20 protein-coding genes and 1 tRNA gene are annotated in these 18,896 nt (G+C 41.2%); 13 read left to right on the top strand and 8 right to left on the bottom strand.

Annotated elements, in window-relative coordinates; all coding sequences use genetic code 11:
* Nucleotides 1–385: 385 nt before the first annotated feature.
* The 4 genes from thrS (at nt 386) to rplT (ending at nt 3,597) form a co-directional block, all read left to right on the top strand.
* On the top strand, nt 386–2,326 hold the full coding sequence (thrS, locus tag ACFOWS_RS18065; RefSeq protein WP_366590223.1) for a threonine--tRNA ligase: 1,941 nt from the start codon (nt 386–388) through the stop codon (nt 2,324–2,326).
* Nucleotides 2,327–2,362: 36 nt separating this feature from the next.
* Nucleotides 2,363–2,914: a translation initiation factor IF-3 gene (gene infC / locus ACFOWS_RS18070; protein WP_379768122.1), complete on the top strand. Its 552-nt coding sequence runs from the start codon at nt 2,363–2,365 to the stop codon at nt 2,912–2,914.
* Between the two features lie 50 nt (nt 2,915–2,964).
* Nucleotides 2,965–3,162 (top strand): 50S ribosomal protein L35, encoded by a 198-nt coding sequence (gene rpmI / locus ACFOWS_RS18075; RefSeq protein ID WP_015754448.1) that lies wholly within the window; start codon nt 2,965–2,967, stop codon nt 3,160–3,162.
* Nucleotides 3,163–3,252: 90 nt separating this feature from the next.
* Nucleotides 3,253–3,597 (top strand): 50S ribosomal protein L20, encoded by a 345-nt coding sequence (gene rplT / locus ACFOWS_RS18080; RefSeq protein ID WP_036383285.1) that lies wholly within the window; start codon nt 3,253–3,255, stop codon nt 3,595–3,597.
* A 219-nt stretch (nt 3,598–3,816) separates the two neighbouring features.
* Here rplT and ACFOWS_RS18085 read toward each other — a convergent pair whose 3' ends face one another.
* Nucleotides 3,817–4,239 carry a secondary thiamine-phosphate synthase enzyme YjbQ gene (locus ACFOWS_RS18085; protein ID WP_379767736.1) on the bottom strand — a complete coding sequence of 141 codons (423 nt, stop codon included), beginning with the start codon at nt 4,237–4,239 and terminating at the stop codon, nt 3,817–3,819.
* Between the two features lie 99 nt (nt 4,240–4,338).
* Between ACFOWS_RS18085 and ACFOWS_RS18090 the strand changes: the two genes are divergently transcribed.
* Both ACFOWS_RS18090 and ACFOWS_RS18095 read left to right on the top strand, forming a co-directional pair.
* Nucleotides 4,339–5,130, top strand: a complete 792-nt coding sequence (locus ACFOWS_RS18090; protein ID WP_379767739.1) for an HAD family hydrolase — start codon at nt 4,339–4,341, stop codon at nt 5,128–5,130.
* Nucleotides 5,131–5,221: 91 nt separating this feature from the next.
* Complete coding sequence (locus ACFOWS_RS18095) at nt 5,222–5,731, top strand: YybH family protein (protein WP_379767742.1); 510 nt, start codon at nt 5,222–5,224, stop codon at nt 5,729–5,731.
* Nucleotides 5,732–5,736: 5 nt separating this feature from the next.
* Here ACFOWS_RS18095 and ACFOWS_RS18100 read toward each other — a convergent pair whose 3' ends face one another.
* The 5 genes from ACFOWS_RS18100 to tgt all read right to left on the bottom strand — a co-directional run bounded on the left by ACFOWS_RS18100 (nt 5,737) and on the right by tgt (nt 12,025).
* Entirely contained in the window at nt 5,737–7,014 is a 1,278-nt protein-coding gene (locus tag ACFOWS_RS18100) for an asparagine synthetase B (RefSeq protein WP_379767745.1), read from the bottom strand.
* A 13-nt stretch (nt 7,015–7,027) separates the two neighbouring features.
* The gene (gene dnaB, locus ACFOWS_RS18105; protein ID WP_379767748.1) at nt 7,028–8,578 is read right to left on the bottom strand and encodes a replicative DNA helicase; all 1,551 of its coding nucleotides are present in this window, start codon (nt 8,576–8,578) and stop codon (nt 7,028–7,030) included.
* Between the two features lie 167 nt (nt 8,579–8,745).
* Entirely contained in the window at nt 8,746–9,699 is a 954-nt protein-coding gene (locus tag ACFOWS_RS18110) for an acetyl-CoA carboxylase carboxyltransferase subunit alpha (RefSeq protein WP_366590236.1), read from the bottom strand.
* A 113-nt stretch (nt 9,700–9,812) separates the two neighbouring features.
* Nucleotides 9,813–10,895 (bottom strand): LptF/LptG family permease, encoded by a 1,083-nt coding sequence (locus ACFOWS_RS18115; RefSeq protein ID WP_379767752.1) that lies wholly within the window; start codon nt 10,893–10,895, stop codon nt 9,813–9,815.
* Entirely contained in the window at nt 10,895–12,025 is a 1,131-nt protein-coding gene (gene tgt / locus ACFOWS_RS18120; protein ID WP_379767755.1) for a tRNA guanosine(34) transglycosylase Tgt, read from the bottom strand. The genes ACFOWS_RS18115 and tgt overlap by 1 nt, the downstream gene beginning before the upstream one ends.
* 157 nt (nt 12,026–12,182) lie before the next feature.
* On the opposite strand from tgt, the gene ACFOWS_RS18125 reads away from it, so the two are divergent.
* Genes ACFOWS_RS18125 through ACFOWS_RS18135 form a run of 3 tightly spaced genes read left to right on the top strand, consistent with a single transcriptional unit; the run spans nt 12,183 to nt 14,665 of the window.
* Complete coding sequence (locus ACFOWS_RS18125) at nt 12,183–13,028, top strand: transketolase (RefSeq protein WP_379767758.1); 846 nt, start codon at nt 12,183–12,185, stop codon at nt 13,026–13,028.
* A gap of 18 nt (nt 13,029–13,046) precedes the next feature.
* A complete protein-coding gene (locus ACFOWS_RS18130) occupies nt 13,047–14,000 on the top strand; it encodes a transketolase family protein (RefSeq protein ID WP_366590245.1) in 954 nt (317 codons plus the stop codon).
* Nucleotides 14,001–14,053: 53 nt separating this feature from the next.
* Complete coding sequence (locus tag ACFOWS_RS18135; RefSeq protein WP_379767762.1) at nt 14,054–14,665, top strand: outer membrane beta-barrel protein; 612 nt, start codon at nt 14,054–14,056, stop codon at nt 14,663–14,665.
* A gap of 71 nt (nt 14,666–14,736) precedes the next feature.
* Here ACFOWS_RS18135 and ACFOWS_RS18140 read toward each other — a convergent pair whose 3' ends face one another.
* Complete coding sequence (locus tag ACFOWS_RS18140; RefSeq protein ID WP_379767765.1) at nt 14,737–15,741, bottom strand: FKBP-type peptidyl-prolyl cis-trans isomerase; 1,005 nt, start codon at nt 15,739–15,741, stop codon at nt 14,737–14,739.
* Nucleotides 15,742–15,819: 78 nt separating this feature from the next.
* On the opposite strand from ACFOWS_RS18140, the gene ACFOWS_RS18145 reads away from it, so the two are divergent.
* Both ACFOWS_RS18145 and ACFOWS_RS18150 read left to right on the top strand, forming a co-directional pair.
* Nucleotides 15,820–16,191, top strand: a complete 372-nt coding sequence (locus ACFOWS_RS18145; RefSeq protein WP_379767768.1) for an RNA-binding S4 domain-containing protein — start codon at nt 15,820–15,822, stop codon at nt 16,189–16,191.
* A 34-nt stretch (nt 16,192–16,225) separates the two neighbouring features.
* Entirely contained in the window at nt 16,226–16,723 is a 498-nt protein-coding gene (locus tag ACFOWS_RS18150; protein ID WP_379767771.1) for a phosphoribosyltransferase family protein, read from the top strand.
* On the opposite strand, the gene ACFOWS_RS18155 is transcribed toward ACFOWS_RS18150, so the two are convergent.
* Nucleotides 16,715–17,230, bottom strand: a complete 516-nt coding sequence (locus tag ACFOWS_RS18155) for a shikimate kinase (protein ID WP_379767774.1) — start codon at nt 17,228–17,230, stop codon at nt 16,715–16,717. The genes ACFOWS_RS18150 and ACFOWS_RS18155 overlap by 9 nt on opposite strands.
* Before the next feature lie 117 nt (nt 17,231–17,347).
* Between ACFOWS_RS18155 and ACFOWS_RS18160 the strand changes: the two genes are divergently transcribed.
* A tRNA-Lys gene (locus tag ACFOWS_RS18160) sits at nt 17,348–17,420 on the top strand.
* A gap of 368 nt (nt 17,421–17,788) precedes the next feature.
* Nucleotides 17,789–18,817: an AI-2E family transporter gene (locus tag ACFOWS_RS18165; RefSeq protein ID WP_379767778.1), complete on the top strand. Its 1,029-nt coding sequence runs from the start codon at nt 17,789–17,791 to the stop codon at nt 18,815–18,817.
* Nucleotides 18,818–18,896 lie beyond the last annotated feature (79 nt).

An 18,896-nucleotide genomic window follows, 5' to 3' on the forward strand; every position in this document is an offset into this window, starting at 1 on the left:
TTCTTCTCTTTAATAATTACGCTGTCTATTGCAATATGTATATGAACTTCTTCCTTAAATCCCCCAGAAAAAAAATTGGCCCTAAGACCAAAATCACTCCCGGAAAACACCCAGCCTTATCAGCTAAGCGGGTGCAAATATAGAGAGGTTTAAATGATACCGCAAAACAATTTTGAAAAAAAATTCAAAAAAAATACATTTTACTGATAATCAATGTTTTAAATATAATGAATACTATCATTTTATCAAAATCCAATCCAACAATTAATTCCTACTATTTGTAAACCGTTGATTAAAGCTTTCTTATCCAATTGAATCCTATATATATTGTAAGCATCAATTCAAGATACTATCTTTGCGCACCATTCAAAATTAAGGAGTGTACATGATTGATATCACATTGCCAGACGGCGCGGTAAAGAAAGTTTCTGAGGGAACTACACCAATTGAGATTGCAAAAAGTATAAGTGAAGGATTAGCCCGAAATGTAATTTCGGCCAAATTCAATGATACCACTGTGGAAACTGTAACACCCCTGACCGAAAATGGTACACTTACCTTATATACATGGAATGATAATGAGGGCAAAAAGGCATTTTGGCACTCCACATCGCACGTAGTGGCTCAAGCCTTGGAGGAATTGTATCCTGGAATTAAGCTTACCATAGGGCCCGCCATTGAAAACGGATTTTATTATGATGTGGATTTTGGCGAGCACACGGTATCGGAAAAAGATTTTCCTACGATTGAGAAAAAAGCATTGGAAATTGCCCGTGGCAAGCACGACTATAAAATGCGAAGTGTTTCCAAAGCGGATGCTCTTCAATATTATAAGGAACAACATAATCCATATAAGGTAGAGCTTATTGAAAATCTCGAAGACGGTACCATTACCTTTTGTGACCACAGTACTTTTACTGACTTGTGTCGTGGTGGGCATATTCCAAATACAGGTATCATAAAGGCCATTAAAATTCTCAGTGTGGCCGGAGCCTATTGGAGAGGCGATGAAAACAACAAACAATTGACCCGTGTCTATGGCATTTCTTTTCCTAAACAGAAAGAGCTTACCGAGTATCTTGAACTTTTGGAAGAGGCCAAGAAACGTGACCACAGAAAATTGGGCAAAGAACTGGAACTATTCACTTTTTCACAAAAAGTGGGTCAGGGTTTACCCTTATGGCTACCTAATGGAGCCGCGTTGCGTGAACGATTGGAGCAATTTTTAAAGAAAGCCCAAAAGAAGGCTGGTTATGAAATGGTGGTTACACCTCATATCGGCCAGAAAGAACTCTATGTAACTTCCGGGCATTATGCCAAATATGGAGAGGATAGCTTTCAACCAATACATACCCCAAAAGAGGATGAGGAGTTTTTGTTGAAACCAATGAACTGTCCGCACCACTGCGAAATTTATAATAGCCAACCGTTCAGCTATAAAGATCTACCGAAAAGGTATGCTGAATTTGGTACCGTATATCGCTATGAACAAAGTGGAGAGCTACATGGTTTGACGAGAGTTCGTGGTTTTACCCAAGATGATGCCCACATTTTCTGCACTACAGAGCAGTTGAACGATGAGTTTAAAAATGTAATTGACCTTACCTTATATGTACTCAATTCTCTGGGCTTCAACAATTTTACAGCTCAAGTCTCTGTTCGAGATCTTGAAAATCCTGAAAAATACATCGGCAACACGGATGATTGGGAAAAAGCGGAGCAGGCCATCATTAATGCAGCAGATGAAAAAGGGTTGAATTATGTGATTGAAACTGGTGAGGCAGCTTTTTATGGCCCTAAATTGGACTTTATGGTTAAGGATGCCCTTGGCCGTAACTGGCAATTGGGAACCATTCAGGTAGATTATAACCTACCAAAACGTTTTGACCTTACTTACAAAGGAAGTGATAACGAGCTTCACCGACCCGTAATGATTCACCGTGCCCCTTTTGGAAGTATGGAGCGCTTTGTGGCTTTATTGCTGGAGCATACAGGGGGGAACTTCCCTTTATGGTTGATTCCAACACAGGCTATTGTACTGCCCGTCAGTGAGAAACATGAAAAATATGCGGAAAAAGTTTTGAATTCACTGGAAAATCACGAAATTCGCGCGCTCATTGATAATAGGAATGAAACGGTTGGGAAAAAAATCCGTGAGGCTGAACTTAAAAAAATCCCATTCATGCTCATTGTTGGAGAGCAAGAAGAAGCATCGGAAACCATTTCAGTAAGACGACATGGTGGCGAGGATTTGGGCAGTTTACGCACAGAAGCTTTTTCCGACTTGGTATCTACTGAAATAAATAGTACCTTAAAGTCGTTCTAAAAAATTAAGTTTAATTAAAAAGTATACGTCATAGCAATACGAAGAAGATTTAAGCCCCAACCAAGGAGGGAAAATAAAAACCCTCACAATATCAATGAGAATATTAAAGCCCCTGAGGTAAGGCTGGTAGGGGACAATGTGGAAATGGGAGTTTATCCAATTTCCAAAGCCCGGGAAAAAGCCAGTGAACTGGAACTGGATTTGGTTGAAATTTCACCAAATGCAAGTCCACCTGTTTGTAAAATCATAGATTACAAAAAGTTTCTCTATGAACAAAAGAAACGGGACAAGGCATTAAAGGCCAAAGCAACCAAGGTTGTGGTAAAGGAAATACGGTTTGGACCGCAGACCGACGACCACGATTATGAGTTTAAAAAGCGCCATGCGGAAAAATTCTTGAAGGATGGTGCCAAACTCAAAGCCTATGTATTCTTTAAAGGACGATCTATCGTCTATAAAGACCAAGGTGAAATTTTGTTGCTGCGATTGGCCCAAGAATTGGAAGAGCTCGGGAAAGTTGAGCAAATGCCAAAATTGGAAGGGAAACGAATGACCATGTTCATCGCTCCCAAAACGAGCAAGAAATAAAAGATACTGAACGTTGTTCAGCATAATAAGCGGAGATAAATACTAGGAAAATGCCTAAGATGAAAACAAAATCCAGTGCCAAAAAGCGTTTTAAGCTTACAGGAACTGGTAAAATCAAGAGAAAGCACGCTTTTAAGAGTCACATTTTGACCAAGAAATCTAAAAAGCGTAAGCTTAAGTTGACCCATTCCACTTTGGTTCATCCAGCGGATGAGGACAACATCAAAGAACAATTACGTTTAAAATAATTGTTCAACCGGTACATTAATTATTAACCATGGAGTCGGGCCCAATAAAGTTCTCAATAATTGAGACGCCTGCTACAAAAAAATGACATTATGCCAAGATCAGTAAATTCAGTTGCTTCACGCGCTAGAAGAAAAAAAGTGATGAAGCAAGCCAAAGGTTACTTTGGAAGACGTAAAAACGTTTGGACAGTAGCCAAAAATGCGGTTGAAAAAGCAATGCTTTATGCTTACCGCGACAGAAGAAACAAAAAACGTACGTTCCGCTCACTTTGGATTACCCGTATCAACGCCGGTGCCAGAATGCACGGAATGTCTTACTCTCAATTTATGGGGAAAGTAAAATCCAATGGAATAGAATTGAACAGAAAAGTTCTTGCGGATTTGGCCATGAACCATCCCGATGCCTTTAAGGCCATCGTTGAGAAAGTAAAGTAAAAAATCAATATAAACTTACCCCGCTTATTTAGTTCCCGCCTTGTGCGGGATCTTTTATTTTAAAAATGAGCCAACCAAACTCTGACACGCCTGCCTGCCGCAGGGAGGAATTTCTCTAATAATCCCAAATTGACTGCTTTGTCATTTTGAGTGAAGCGAAAAATCTCAATCTTAACTCTTTCGTGTTCTCGACTGCGCTCGAACTGACAGATTAAAACATCATTGACCAAAGGCAGTAACTACCAGCTTTCTCCCCGAGGCGTGGTTTCTGTGCTCACAAAGATAAATGCCCTGCCATATGCCCAAGTTCAATCTTCCATTGGTAATTGGAATCTGGACCGAAGCGCCCATTAATGATGCCTTAATATGGGCTGGCATATCATCCGGACCTTCATAATTATGAATATAATACGGTGCATTTTCGGGCACCATTTTGTTAATATGACTTTCAAAATCGGTACGCACCGTTGGGTCGGCATTTTCATTGATGGTTAAACTGGCAGACGTATGTTTGATAAACACCTGCAGCATCCCGGTATTTATTTTTCGGATTTCAGGAAGAGCGTCCAAAATGGTATCTGTTATTAAATGAAATCCCCTGGAATAGGACCGTAATTGCAATTCTTTTTGGTAAAAATCCATATCGAAGTAAATCGTTGCGCTAAATTAATATAAACTTTACCAAAAGGGATTCTTCCATTCTCCGAATAAGAAATACCTTTGCAGCTTAATTTCTTGAAAATGGATTTATCACAGATCAAAATGGTGGTGACCGACATGGATGGGACCTTGTTAAATTCCAACCACGAGGTGAGCCCACGCTTTTTTGAAATTTTTGAAGAACTCAAGAAAAGGAATATCATTTTTGTGGCCGCCAGTGGAAGGCAATACAATAGCATGGTGGACAAATTGGATTCCATCAAGGATGACATTATTGTTATTGCCGAGAATGGCGCCTTAATCAAAAAACAAGACGATGTTCTGTTGACCACCCCAATTACCAAACAAGAGGTAGGTCGTATTCTAGAGGTGGTAAAGCCCCTCAAAAATGTGCATCCTGTTCTTTGTGGACAATACAATGCCTATGCCAATGATTCTTCTGATGAGTTTTTGACCATGCTTGCTGAATATTATTCAGAGTTTGATATTGTTAAAGACCAAACCTCTGTGGAGGCTGACGTCCTTAAAATAGCCATTTATCATTTTGAAGATTCCGAAAAGTATATCTACCCTTCTGTTAGGCATTTGGAGGATAATCTCAAAGTGAAGGTGTCCGGAGCCAATTGGGTGGATGTTTCCCACATAAATGCACATAAGGGCTATGCACTGCAAAAAGTCATGGACCAGTATCAAATTGCTGCAAATGAAGTTATGGTGTTTGGCGACTATAACAACGATTTGGAAATGATGCAACTCTCCAACTACAGTTTTGCCATGGCCAATGCACACCCCAACGTGAAAAAAGTGGCCAAATATGAAACCGTGAGCAATAACGATTTTGGTGTGGAACGGGTTTTGGAGAAACTTATCTGACCTTCTTTACGAATTGATTTTTTGTTTATTTTTAGGAATCAAGCACTTAGATAAAGTGTAGTCTTCCCCCATTAACTTTAAAATCAATCTTATGAAACGTTTAGGATGCTCCTTGGCAACTCTTTACCTTTTTATCAGCTGTAACACACAGAAAGCAGAAACCCCATTCAATTCTGAAGAAGCCAAAAGTAAAATCAATGAAAGTATTGCGGCTTGGGATAAGGGCTGGGAAACCAAAGATGTGGACCTTTCCGTAAAATATTATGCGGATGATACTGACTGGACCAATGCCTTTGGGGACAGGGTTCAGAGTAAGGAGGAATTACAACAACTGCTGGAAACCATCTTCGGACTCGATTTTGTTATGGCTGGGGAAAACGATTATGGTGAAAATGAAATAACCTTTCTGAACGACTCTATTGCTACGGCCAGATCATTGAACATCAGAAAAAATCAAAAGTGGCCGGATGGCTCCGAAATGGATGACCGACATATCAACCATCTGAGGTTATATAAAAATATAGATGGTGAATGGCTAATTATCAATCACATGATTAGCCAGGCCTGGCCCAAAAGAGGGGTCAAGGACACGGTGGAATAAAAAATCTAGGTCTTCTGTTTTTTCTTCCGCGCTGCAGGAAACAAAACATTGTTCAAAATCAAGCGATACCCGGGTGAAGTTGGATGAAGCTCCAACTCGGTTTTGGGGTCTCCTACCCTATGCTGATAGTCTTCAGGGTCATGGCCCCCGTAAAAGGTAAAGAACCCTTTTCCTTTGATTCCGTGAATATATCGCGCTTCTCCATTGATCTTATTTTCGCCCAAGACCATTACAGTGGGCTTCACCTCATTTCGTGTAAACGCTGTGGTCTGCCCCATAAACCCTTTTACCAAAGAAGTATGGTTTTGGGTCAACATGGTAGGTACAGGGTCCCATTTGGCCGAAAACTCCATCAACGAAAAATAATCGGATTCCTTAGGCACGTTACCACGTTTGTTGGTCATATCGATGGATGAAAACTCGTAGCGAAGGGGATTCCGGTCCAAGACGAAATTGGTAAATGCAAACGTATTTCCATAGTTCAGTTTACCTTGATAATTGGCATCGGAGGGATCACCATCGAACATAGGCTCACAGATATCTACATTCTCAGCTGCCAAAGCAATATCAAAACTATCGGTGGCCGAGCACATAGCAAACATAAAACCTCCTCCCACCACATAATTTCGGATTTTTAAGGCAACGGCCAGTTTTTCATCAGAAACTTTGGCGTAACCCAATTCTTGGGCCAAGTTTTCCGCCTGTTCTTTGGCTTCAATATACCAAGGCGCTGCACGGTAAGCACCGTAAAATCGTCCAAACTGACCTGTGAAATCTTCATGGTGCAAATGCAACCAATCATATAACGCCAGTTTATCACCCAACACCTCTTCGTCATAAACGGTGGTATAGGGAATCTCAGCATAGGTAAGCACCATAGTAACCGCATCATCCCACGGTGGGTTGTCTTTTGGTGAATACACAGCAATCTTTGGTGCTTTTTCCAAAATAACGGCATCTTGGTTTTGGGATGGACTGCTGATTTCATCCAAAATCTGCTCGGCTTTACTATCCGATAGTACTTCAAAAGAAACGCCACGAATTTGGCATTCTTTTCGGATAGCTTCGCCATCGGGCAACAAAAAGGAACCTCCCCGATAGTTCAACAGCCATTGTACTTTTTGTTGCTTGGTAAGAACCCAATAGGTAATTCCATACGCTTTTAAATGGTTTTCCTGACTTTCGGCATCCATGGGAATTAAGATGACAGAGGCGAAAGAGGAAAGAGAAAAGAGTAAGGAAATAAAAAACAAGAAACTTCTCGACTGTGCTCGAAGTGACATGAAGGTCGTTGCTTTAGAAAGGTACGTCGCTATCATCTGGGTCATCGTCATCACTGTTCATTGCGCTCCCAAAAGCTTCATCCGCATTGGGAAGATTTGGGGTTGCAAAGGGATTTTCTTCGTCCGCATTCATCTTCGATTGGAATTCGAATGGGGAGTCAAAGTCATCCAAGTTATCAAATTTACCCAGAGCGCCAACAAATTTTAACCTAATATTATCCAAACCACCATTACGGTGCTTGGCCACAATAAACTCGGCCTGACCTTGGGTGGGGGTGCGCTCTTCATCATCCCACTCGTCAATTTTGTAGTATTCCGGCCTGTAAATAAAGGAAACAATATCCGCATCTTGCTCAATAGCCCCAGATTCCCGCAAATCGGAAAGAATGGGACGCTTACTGCCTCCACGGGTCTCCACCGCCCTTGACAACTGGGACAGTGCTATTACGGGAACGTTCAATTCCTTGGCCAATGCCTTTAAGTTTCGGGATATGGTGGATATCTCTTGTTCACGGTTTCCGCCTTTTTGACTTCCGCCAGCGGTCATCAACTGTAAATAGTCAATGACAATGAGTTTTATTTTATGCTGCGACGCCAATCTCCTTGCCTTGGCCCTTAAATCGAAAATGGAAAGGGAAGGTGTATCATCAATGAACAAAGGTGCTTTCTCCAAAGCCTTTACTTTAACGTTCAACTGTTCCCATTCATGTTTTTCGAGCTTTCCAGTACGTAATTTTTCAGAGGAAAGGCCTGTTTCCGAAGAAATCAAACGCGTAATCAACTGAACGGAGGACATCTCCAAAGAGAAAAATGCCACCGGAATATCCGAGTTCACCGCAATATTCCGCGCCATGGAAAGGGTAAGGGCCGTTTTACCCATACCGGGACGGGCTGCCACGATGACCAAATCACTGGGCTGCCAGCCGGAGGTCAATTTATCCAACTTGTCAAAACCGGAAGGAATTCCACTCAACCCTTCCTTATTGGAAATTTCCTCAATCTTTTTCTTGGCTTGAATCACCAAATTTTGGGCGGTTTCTGCAGAACGTTTCAGATTTCCCTGCGTAACCTCGTACAATTTCGCTTCGGCATTATCCAAAAGGTCAAACACATCGGTGGAATCACTGTAGGCATCTTCAATAATCTCATTTGAAATCTTGATTAGACTACGTTGGATATATTTCTGGAGAATGATACGTGCATGGAACTCAATATGGGCCGAAGAGGCCACTTTTTGGGTGAGTTTTATCAAGTAAAAGTCCCCTCCTACGGCTTCTAGCCTTCCATCTTTCTTTAGTTGTGAGGAAACGGTTAATAAATCCACCGGCTCGGAGGATTCAAACAATTTAAAGATGGCTTCATAAATATATCGATGCGCATCTTTGTAAAAAACATCAGGATGTAGGATATCTATTACTTCATCCACACCTTTCTTATCAATCATCATCGCGCCTAGCACAACCTCCTCTAAATCAACTGATTGAGGTGGTATTTTTCCTTTCTCAAGGCTAATGAGGGTAGATTTCTCCACTCTATGACCGATGACTGGGCTAGGTTTGTCCATGAGTACGAAAGTAGCTAATTAACCTTTAGTTAACTTGAATAATAAAAGATGCGATTTCCACAGGTCTTCAACAATTAAAATGTTGACAACTTCAAATACCTGTTAATAACATAAAAAAAAGTGAGGATAAAACCTAATAAAAAAAGTTAACCTCTGAAAAACAAGAACTATCCGTTGAAAACACCCATATCGGAGTATTTATCCATGCGCGTTTTAACGAGTTCTTTTGGTGATAACTTTTTGAGCTCTTCGTAATGTGATGAAATTTTATTCTTGACGGTCTCGAACGTTTTTTCTCGGTTGGAATGCGCTCCTCCAAGAGGCTCCTTAACAATCTCGTCCACCAACTTTTGCTTTTTCATATCGGCTGCAGTCAGTTTAAGGGCTTCAGCTGCTTGCTCTTTATATTCCCAACTTCTCCACAATATGGACGAGCAGGATTCGGGTGAAATAACGGAATACCATGTATTTTCCAACATCAATACTTTATCTCCAACACCTATGCCTAAAGCACCGCCTGATGCACCTTCTCCAATAATCACAACAATGATAGGTACTTTTAAGCGGGTCATTTCCATAATATTCCTAGCAATGGCCTCACCTTGGCCTCTTTCTTCGGCTTCAATCCCAGGATATGCTCCGGGCGTGTCGATGAAACATACAACGGGAATTCCGAATTTCTCTGCAGACTTCATCAAGCGAAGGGCTTTCCGATATCCCTCAGGATTGGCCATACCAAAGTTTCGGTACTGACGGGTTTTGGTGTTGTAGCCTTTTTGCTGACCGATGAACATATAGCTCTGGTCTCCAATTTTGCCCAAGCCACCCACCATGGCCTTGTCATCTTTTACATTTCGGTCCCCGTGAAGCTCCAAAAATGTATCTCCGCAAATGGCCTTAATATAGTCCATGGTATACGGCCTATTGGGGTGCCTTGATAGTTGCACCCGCTGCCAAGCGGTCAAATTTTTATAGATATCCTTTCGGGTTTCTTCCAGCTTTTTTTCAATCTGGGAACAGGTTTCAGTGACATCAACATCACTTTCTTCCCCAATTACCATACATTTTTGAAGTTGGTCTTCAAGTTCTTTAATGGGAAGTTCAAATTCTAAATATTCCATTGGAAAATTGTTGTTTTCAAGAAATACAATGGGGACAAATATATGACATTATGTATTATTCACAGAAAATGCACAAGCCATTTAACATCAACAAGATAACAGTTTTAGGTGGGTTAACGTTTGGCTTTCATCAACATGTAGACGGCAAATACCCCGAAAATAAGATTGGGGATTATCACGGCCAACAAAGGTGAAAATCCAGATTGCTCCGCCAAGGTTCCAAAAACCTTATCAAAAAAGATATATACAAATGCAACGCCAATACCAAACGCCAAGTTGAGTCCCATACCTCCCCTTCGTTTTACCGAGGAAACCGCTACCGCAATTATGGTAAGAATAAAGGCAGCAATCGGTAGGGCCCATCTTTTGTATTTTACTAAAATATAGGCATTGATGTTGGAGGCCCCTTTTCGTTTTTGATCCTCAATAAAATCGTTCAGTTCGAACAGGTTTTTGGTCTCCGCCACATAGGAAACCGGGGTGAGATCTTCCAACTTAAAGGTGAACAGCGTATCCAGCCTGCGTTGGGTCTCAATTATCTCCACATTATTTTTAAGTTTCCGTTTGGAATAATTGGTCAATCGGTATATGCTATCCTTATCAATCCATCGAATATTACTCGCTGAAATTTTATAATCCAACTGCTTGATGGAATCAAAATGCTCATAGGTAAAGTTGTATCCTATCTTTCTATTGGGGTCAAAACTACTCACATAGAGATAATCATTTTCATTCAATTGATTGAATATGTTGTCCGTGACCCGGTCTTGTTTTCCCCGCTTAAAGTATTTGTATTCAAATTCATTGAATCCGATGCTGGCATGTGGAACGATGAACATTCCCATCATAAAAATAAGAATGGCCACCATAGTTGCTCCTATTAAATAAGGCCTCAAAAATCGTCCATAGGATACCCCTGAACTCAAAATGGCCACAATCTCAGTATTACTTGCCAATTTGGAGGTAAAAAATATGATGGATAAAAACAGGAAAACGGGAAGCAGTAAATTTCCAATGACCAATGTAAAATTACCGTAGAACACGATTACTTCGGCCAATGGGGCCTCATTGTCTATGATTTTCCCAATCTTTTCAGCCAAATTGGCCATAATCCCAATAGGTACAAAGAGCATGAGCATCCCCAAAAAGGTGACCAGATAGCGTTTTAAGATGTACTTATCAAGTATGGTCAGCATTACAATCGTTTATCCATTTGTTGCACCATTTGGGTTTTCCATTCCAAGAAATCCCCAGCTAAAATACGCTCTCTTGCCGTCCGAACCAACCAGAGGTAAAAACCGAGATTGTGAATGGTGGCAATTTGTTTGCCCAAATATTCGTTGGCAGCGAACAAATGCCTCAGATAAGCCTTGGAATATTCGGTATCCACAAAAGTGATTCCCATTTCATCAATGGGCGAAAAATCATCTTCCCACTTTTTGTTCTTTATATTGATGGTGCCGTGGGCGGTGAAAAGCATTCCATTTCGGGCGTTTCGGGTGGGCATTACGCAATCGAACATATCCACGCCCAATGCAATATTTTCCAATATATTAATAGGTGTACCCACACCCATGAGGTAACGGGGCTTGTCCTCTGGTAGAACATCACAGACCAACTCAGCCATTTCATACATTTCTTCGGCAGGTTCTCCTACGGAGAGACCGCCAATGGCATTACCTTCCGCACCAACGGAAGCAATATACTCCGCGGATTGTTTCCGTAAATCTTTATACGTGGAGCCTTGAACTATTGGGAAAAAGCTTTGGGAATACCCATATTTAAAAGGGAGGTCCTCCAAATGCGAAATACACCTATCCAACCACCTATGCGTTAAGTGCATGGAACGTTTGGCATAGTTGTAATCACAGGGATAGGGTGTGCATTCATCAAAGGCCATGATAATATCCGCGCCAATGGTACGCTGAATCTCCATAACGTTCTCTGGCGTAAAAAAGTGATGCGAACCATCAATATGCGACTTGAACTTGACCCCCTCCTCTTTGATTTTTCTATTGTTGGAAAGCGAATACACTTGATATCCCCCACTATCTGTCAATATATTGCGATCCCAACCCATAAACTTGTGCAGACCTCCGGCTTCTTCCAAAATGGAGGTTTTGGGCCGCAAGTACAAATGGTAGGTATTTCCCAAAATAATATCTGGGTCAATTTCATCCTTCAATTCGCGCTGATGCACCCCTTTTACAGAGGCCACAGTCCCCACGGGCATAAAAATTGGGGTTTGAATTGTACCATGGTCTGTAGTGATTTCCCCTGCCCTGGCCTTGCTCTTATTATCCTTTTGTAGTAAGCTAAACTTCAATGCTTCTATTTAAAACCGCAAATATAGCCAACTCAGCCCCGCTTTCCCTTAACAAAAAAATAAAGTTTAATCGGGGAAGTATTTTGTGAAAAATACATTTCTTCCTTGTTTACCCGACCTAATGCCTGTATTTTTGGTACCTCAAAATTAAATACTAATGCCAAACACAAAAGAATTACAAGACCTGGTCGTTCAGGTGAGAAGGGACATTTTACGAATGGTCCACAAGGTAAATTCAGGACATCCCGGAGGCTCTTTGGGATGTACCGAGTTTTTTGTCGCCCTATACAATGAAATCATGGATCTTAAGGAAGGATTTGACATGGATGGAAAAGGAGAAGACCTCTTTTTCTTGTCCAATGGACATATCTCACCCGTATTTTATAGTGTTTTGGCGCGAAGAGGATATTTCCCTATTGAGGAGCTCAACACCTTTAGATTGATTGACTCCCGTTTACAAGGACACCCTACCACCCATGAAGGTTTGCCCGGAGTGCGCGTGGCCTCTGGGTCTTTAGGACAAGGAATGTCGGTTGCCATTGGTGCCGCCTTGGCCAAAAAATTGAATGGGGATCATCACTTGGTGTTCAGTCTTCATGGTGATGGTGAACTTCAGGAAGGTCAGAACTGGGAGGCCATTATGTACGCCGCTGGAAACAAAGTGGACAATTTGATTGCCACAGTGGACCGCAACGGACAGCAAATTGATGGTGCAACAGAAGACGTACTTCCTTTGGGGGATGTAGCGGAAAAATTCAAGGCATTCGGATGGGATGTTATGGAAATTGAAGATGGAAATGATCTGGAACAGGTCATTGCTGGTCTTAAGGAAGCCAAAAGCAGAACTGGAAAAGGAAAGCCGGTCTGCATTGTTATGACTACTATGATGGGGAATGGTGTTGACTTTATGATGCACACCCATGCATGGCACGGTAAAGCACCCAACGACGAGCAGTTGGCCAACGCATTGGGCCAAAACCCAGAGACCTTAGGTGATTATTAATTCTAGAAGCAAAACAAAATGACAAAATATACTGATCAAGGAAAAAATGATACCCGAAGCGGTTACGGGGCCGGAATGACGGAATTGGGAAGAACCAACCCCAACGTGGTAGCACTTTGTGCCGATTTGGTAGGCTCTTTAAAAATTGAAACGTTTATTGAAGAAAATCCTGAGCGATTCTTTCAAACTGGGATTGCAGAGGCCAACATGATGGGTATAGCTGCAGGTTTAACGATTGGCGGAAAGATTCCTTTTGCCTCTACCTTCGCCAACTTTGCTACGGGAAGGGTATATGACCAAATTCGTCAGTCCATCGCCTATTCAGATAAAAATGTAAAAATCTGTGCTTCGCACGCTGGTCTTACTTTGGGTGAAGATGGGGCCACCCATCAGATTTTGGAAGATATCGGTTTAATGAAAATGCTTCCGGGCATGACCGTGATTAATCCTTGTGATTATAATCAGACCAAGGCTGCCACCATTGCCATTGCTGAACACCATGGTCCAGTTTATTTGCGTTTTGGTCGACCAAAAGTGGCCAACTTCACTCCTGTTGACCAAGAATTTGAGATTGGAAAGGCCTTAATGCTCAATGAAGGAACTGACGTAACCATTCTTGCCACCGGACATTTGGTATGGCAAGCACTGTTGGCTGCTGAAAGCTTGGAGAACCAAGGAATTTCAGCGGAAGTCATCAATATCCACACCATTAAACCTTTGGATGATAAAGCGATTTTGGATTCCGTGAAGAAAACAGGATGCGTGGTTACTGCCGAAGAGCACAATTATTTGGGAGGTCTTGGTGAGAGTGTTGCCCGGGTATTGGCAACCCATCATCCTACACCTCAAGAATTTGTGGCAACACAAGATACTTTTGGTGAAAGTGGTACTCCAGAACAGTTGATGGAGAAATACGGACTGAACAATAAAGCCATAGAAGCCGCCGTTTTAAAAGTGTTGAAACGAAAATAATTTTCGGTATCACTTTTGTGATATTCTTCATCAACCTTTTAAAATGAACACTTATGAAAAAAACACTTCTAGTTGCAGTGTTGGCCCTAATAGGGTCTGCTGCTATGGCCCAAAGCGGTTCTGGTTTTGGGATTAAAGCAGGTTTAAATTACAATAAGAACGGAGACCTTATTGGTTCTGTTGGAGACTCGGGCCAAGACATCGTTGAAGGCGCCGATGGCAAAACTGGATACCATGTTGGTTTTTGGGGAAAATTGGATTTTCCAAAAATTTACCTAAGACCTGAATTGGTCTACACCAAGACCAAGAGTTCCTATGATGTGGATGGAGACTCCCAAGATTATGATGTATCCAAGTTGGACCTGCCCGTCTTGTTAGGTGTAAAAATCGTGGGGCCTCTACATTTGTTTGCTGGTCCTGCTTTTCAATACACCTTAAAGAACGACCTTGAAAATGTGGAAATAGAGGACGTTGAAAATGAATTTACGGTAGGATTGAACGCTGGTGCGGGAGTAAACATCGGTAGACTTGGTTTTGACATTCGCTATGAGCGTGGATTCTCAGAAAACGAAGCCAACTTCATTGGAAACAATATTACCGATGTTTCAGGTAGGGTTGATTCCAGACCTTCCCAGGTCATCTTTTCATTGTCGTTAAAGCTATAATCAGAAATATAGTATAATAAAAAGGCCCGCTTGGATGAGCGGGCCTTTTTTATATTTTAAGACTACCTATTTTAATTATCTGGGTCTAGATAGTTAGGAATACCATCACCATCCGAATCGGGATATGGGAAAATAATTTCACCAGATTCATTGGTAATCTCACTGCGGGTAGAAATACCATCACCATCATCATCACCATCCTGAAAGTTAGCAAAACGTGTTGTCCTTAGCCTATCCTCCTCATCTTGATCCGTATTATCGTCATAGAGGTAGCCATTCCCATTGACATCTTCTTCAATGGATGGAATGCCATCATTATCATGATCAGTACGGTTCAAGGTAAATAAATCAATATTGAATAACAACGGACTATAGGAAGGAATCTGACCCTGAACAGAATTAAAATATCCCAAACCAGAAGGAAATAGTATCATACCCACGCCATATTCATCAACGCTAACAGTGCCATCACCATTTTCAATGGGCTCACCACCTGTTTTCAAGAAAGGGATTCCTTCGGCAAAGCCTCTAGCTCCTTGTGATAAATCCTGTAATCGAGCTAAATCGAACCAAACAGGGTTAAAAAAGGACCCATCAAATGTGGTGCCATCCAACAATCGCCCTTCATACCTAACATAAACGGAATCGGCTACCGTAGGGTAGGCTCCAATTGGAGGATTTGCTCCCATTTCATCCAACTCAGCAAAAGTGGGCCGTGCAGAAAGGTAATATAACACATGGGGTACATCTTCCTCTCTATCTATATTTAGTCCATGTTCACTGGTAGACACGGGAATGGTCACACTCCTTACCATATCAATGAGTGGTGTTTTTCCAGCATTGTCGCCCGCTATGGTATCTATTTTAATTTTGTAGTCAAAATCGGCTGGTGGCGATTGAAACTCTTCGTAATTATAGAAATGGGTCTGCAAAAATTCTTTTATTTCAGCATCATCTTCCGGACTTACTTCTGATAATGCCCTTGGCGGTGTACTGTCCACCCCGCCGTTGTCATCATTACTGCATGAAAAGAATATCAATGTTAAAAACAAAGAAACAATAATCCCGTACCTCATCAAGTGTGTCTTTTAGCTGCGCAAGATACAATTTTCCGTTATTTTTGCTCGGTGCATTAACAAAGATTTGCAGAGCTTATGCGGATAGACAAGTACCTTTGGTGTATTAGATATTACAAAACCCGAAACGTTGCTTCCACAGCCGTAAAAAAAGGACAGGTGAAGGTCAATGGAAGTGTTGTAAAGCCTTCTCGGGAAGTTTATCCTATGGATAAGGTGGTACTTCGGAAAAACCAGATTGAGTATGAGCTAACGGTTTTGGACCTTCCAGAAAGTAGGGTCGGTGCAAAATTGGTTGATATCTACCGAAAGGACACCACTCCAAAAGAAGCCTTTGAGCACAACGAGTTACTCAGCTTTGCCAAAACCCATTATAGAAAGAAAGGATTGGGGCGTCCCACCAAAAAAGACCGAAGGGACATTGATGATTATTTGGACGAATCTGAATGATCTGTTTTATATCTTTGATTCAATTATCCATTCCATGATGAACCGTATATTGACCCACAGCCAAATTCAACATATTGTTAGACGAATCGCCTATCAGATTTATGAGAGCAATGTTGACGGAAAAGAAATCATTGTAGCGGGTATAAATGGGGGCGGAATGAACTTCGCGAAAAAAATAGCGAATGTCTTAAAAGACATTACAGATGCAGACATTGTTCTTTGTAAAGTGGAAATGAACAAAAAGAACCCGTTGGAAAGTGGGGTCAGCACCTCTATCCCTGAAGAGGAATATATGGACAAGTCGGTAGTACTGGTAGACGATGTGCTCAACTCGGGCACTACGTTGATATATGGGGTACACCACTTTTTAAAGACTCCTATAAAGCAGTTGAAAACGGCAGTATTGGTCAACAGGAACCACAAAAAATTTCCGGTTAAAGCTGATTTCAAAGGGATTTCTCTTTCCACCTCGCTAAATGAGCATATAAAAGTTGAGTTTCAGCCCAAAAATGATGCAGTTTATTTAGAATAGCAATTGCTTTACCTCGGACACCACTGTTTCTAAATCCTTACCGTCACATTCCAACACATGTTTTGCCTCCACGTAGTACTGGCTTCGCTCAAAAAGATGTTTACCAATAAACTCGGGCAGGTCTTCGTTCTTGATGTTTTTCACCAAGGGACGATTCTCTTTTTCACCCTTAATCCGTTCCACCAAGGCAGGGATGGACAATTGCAAATAGATGGAGTGGTCGGATTTTTGCAAAATGGTCTCCATATTGTTCCCGTAACAGGGCGTTCCCCCTCCTGTGGAAAGCACCAAATCTTGGTATTTATCCAAAACTTCGGATAACATTTCATGCTCCAACTTTCGGAAAAAGATTTCCCCTTTTTCCGAAAAAATAGTTTTTATGGATTTTTTTTGTTGCTCCTCAATATATTCGTCCAAATCTAGAAACTGAAATCCTAACTCCCTGGCCAACAACTTCCCCACAGACGACTTTCCACTTGCCATATATCCTACCAAAACTACTCTCATATATTGATTTTAAAAGCGAATTTAAAAAAAGTCAAATTTATCATTAATTCACCTTGTAAAATAGATTATTGATGTTATATTTGCACCCGCTTAGCGCAACGCGCCGGCATTGAAAAAGACCTGGTAGCTCAGCTGGTAGAGCATCTCCCTTTTAAGGAGAGGGTCCTGGGTTCGAGCCCCAGCCAGGTCACATTTCTTAGCACAAAAACCCTGCAAAATTGCAGGGTTTTTCTTTTTACCATTCCCTTTTTGACGACTTGATGTAAAAAATAGAGGCCCTAATTAATGGGCCTCAGTACAATCAACTCATTCAAACAATCAAATCATAAAATTGAATTAAAGCTATTTTTCAAAGATTTTATCCCTTTAGATGGAATCCTGCATATGTATTTCCCAAACTCGTCAAACCAGCGAATATATTTCGTAAATGAATTCTTTTTTAAGTGGATAGGAGCAATACAATCGGTTCTGACTACCTATATTTCTTTTAAAATTTTCCATACCAAAAAAATTCATGTGGTACCCGACCATGGTCTACAAAACAAACAACAAACCGCAATGAAATCTATTCATCCCAATATCATAAGACAACTGTTTGTTCTTAGTATCATTGTATTGCTATTTACCTTAATATTCAAAGAGATAGCAGCCTATCTCCCCGGGGTACTCGGTGCACTTACATTTTACGTCATTTTTAAAAAACCTATGGCATGGCTCATCTCTCGTAATTGGCGATCATCTTTGGCAGCTGGAGCTTTAATGCTCACTTCATTCATAGTGATTCTTTTGCCAGTAATCGCAGTGATACTCATGTTGGGGTCAAAAATTAAGAAGGCCGTTGAGGGTCCACCCAAAATAATGGATGTCCTAAAAGGATACTTGCAAAAGATAAATGACTATACTGGTTTTGACCTCAGGTCCCGGTTTGACTTTCAAGCTGTATCAGAATGGGCTTCCAAAAACCTTGAAGGCTTTGCTGGAGGAACTTTTGCAACCGCCATTTCCATTGGAATTATGTATTTCTTGCTTTACTACATGCTTACCAACCGCAATAAAATAAAAGAATCCCTTTATGAATACCTTCCCATTGCCAATGAAAATCTTAAACAGATCGGACGTGAGGTCAAAGAAATGGTTTTGGCCAATGCTTTGGGAATACCCTTGGTTGCCTTGGCCCAAGGCTTGGTTGCTCTTATTGGTTTTTTCATCTTCGGGGTGAACAACCCTGTTTTTTGGGCCGTTATCGTGGCAGTAGGTTCTATGATCCCATTTGTTGGGAGTGCTTTGGGTACTATTCCCGTTTTTTTGATCATGCTCTCCCAAGGAAACACCTTTGCCGCATGGGGAGTTTTAATTTATGGTTTTGTAATCGTTGGGGCTACGGACAACCTTATACGCATGTACATATTGCAGCGTCTAGATAACGTACATCCGCTCATCACCCTTATCGGAATTTTAGTAGGTATACCGCTGTTTGGATTTATCGGGCTAATATTTGGTCCACTGCTGATAAGTCTTTTTCTATTGATTGTTAAAATCTATAAAAATGAATACGGAAATAAACTAAAATCTGATAGTACGCTGTAATAGCAATTAGAAAATCTTGGAAACCCAGTCCACATTTACAAAATGGAAACCCATTCTGAATACTAATTTTACCCATGCA

It is taken from the genome of Flagellimonas marina (assembly GCF_042651185.1).
Lineage (GTDB): Bacteria > Bacteroidota > Bacteroidia > Flavobacteriales > Flavobacteriaceae > Flagellimonas > Flagellimonas marina.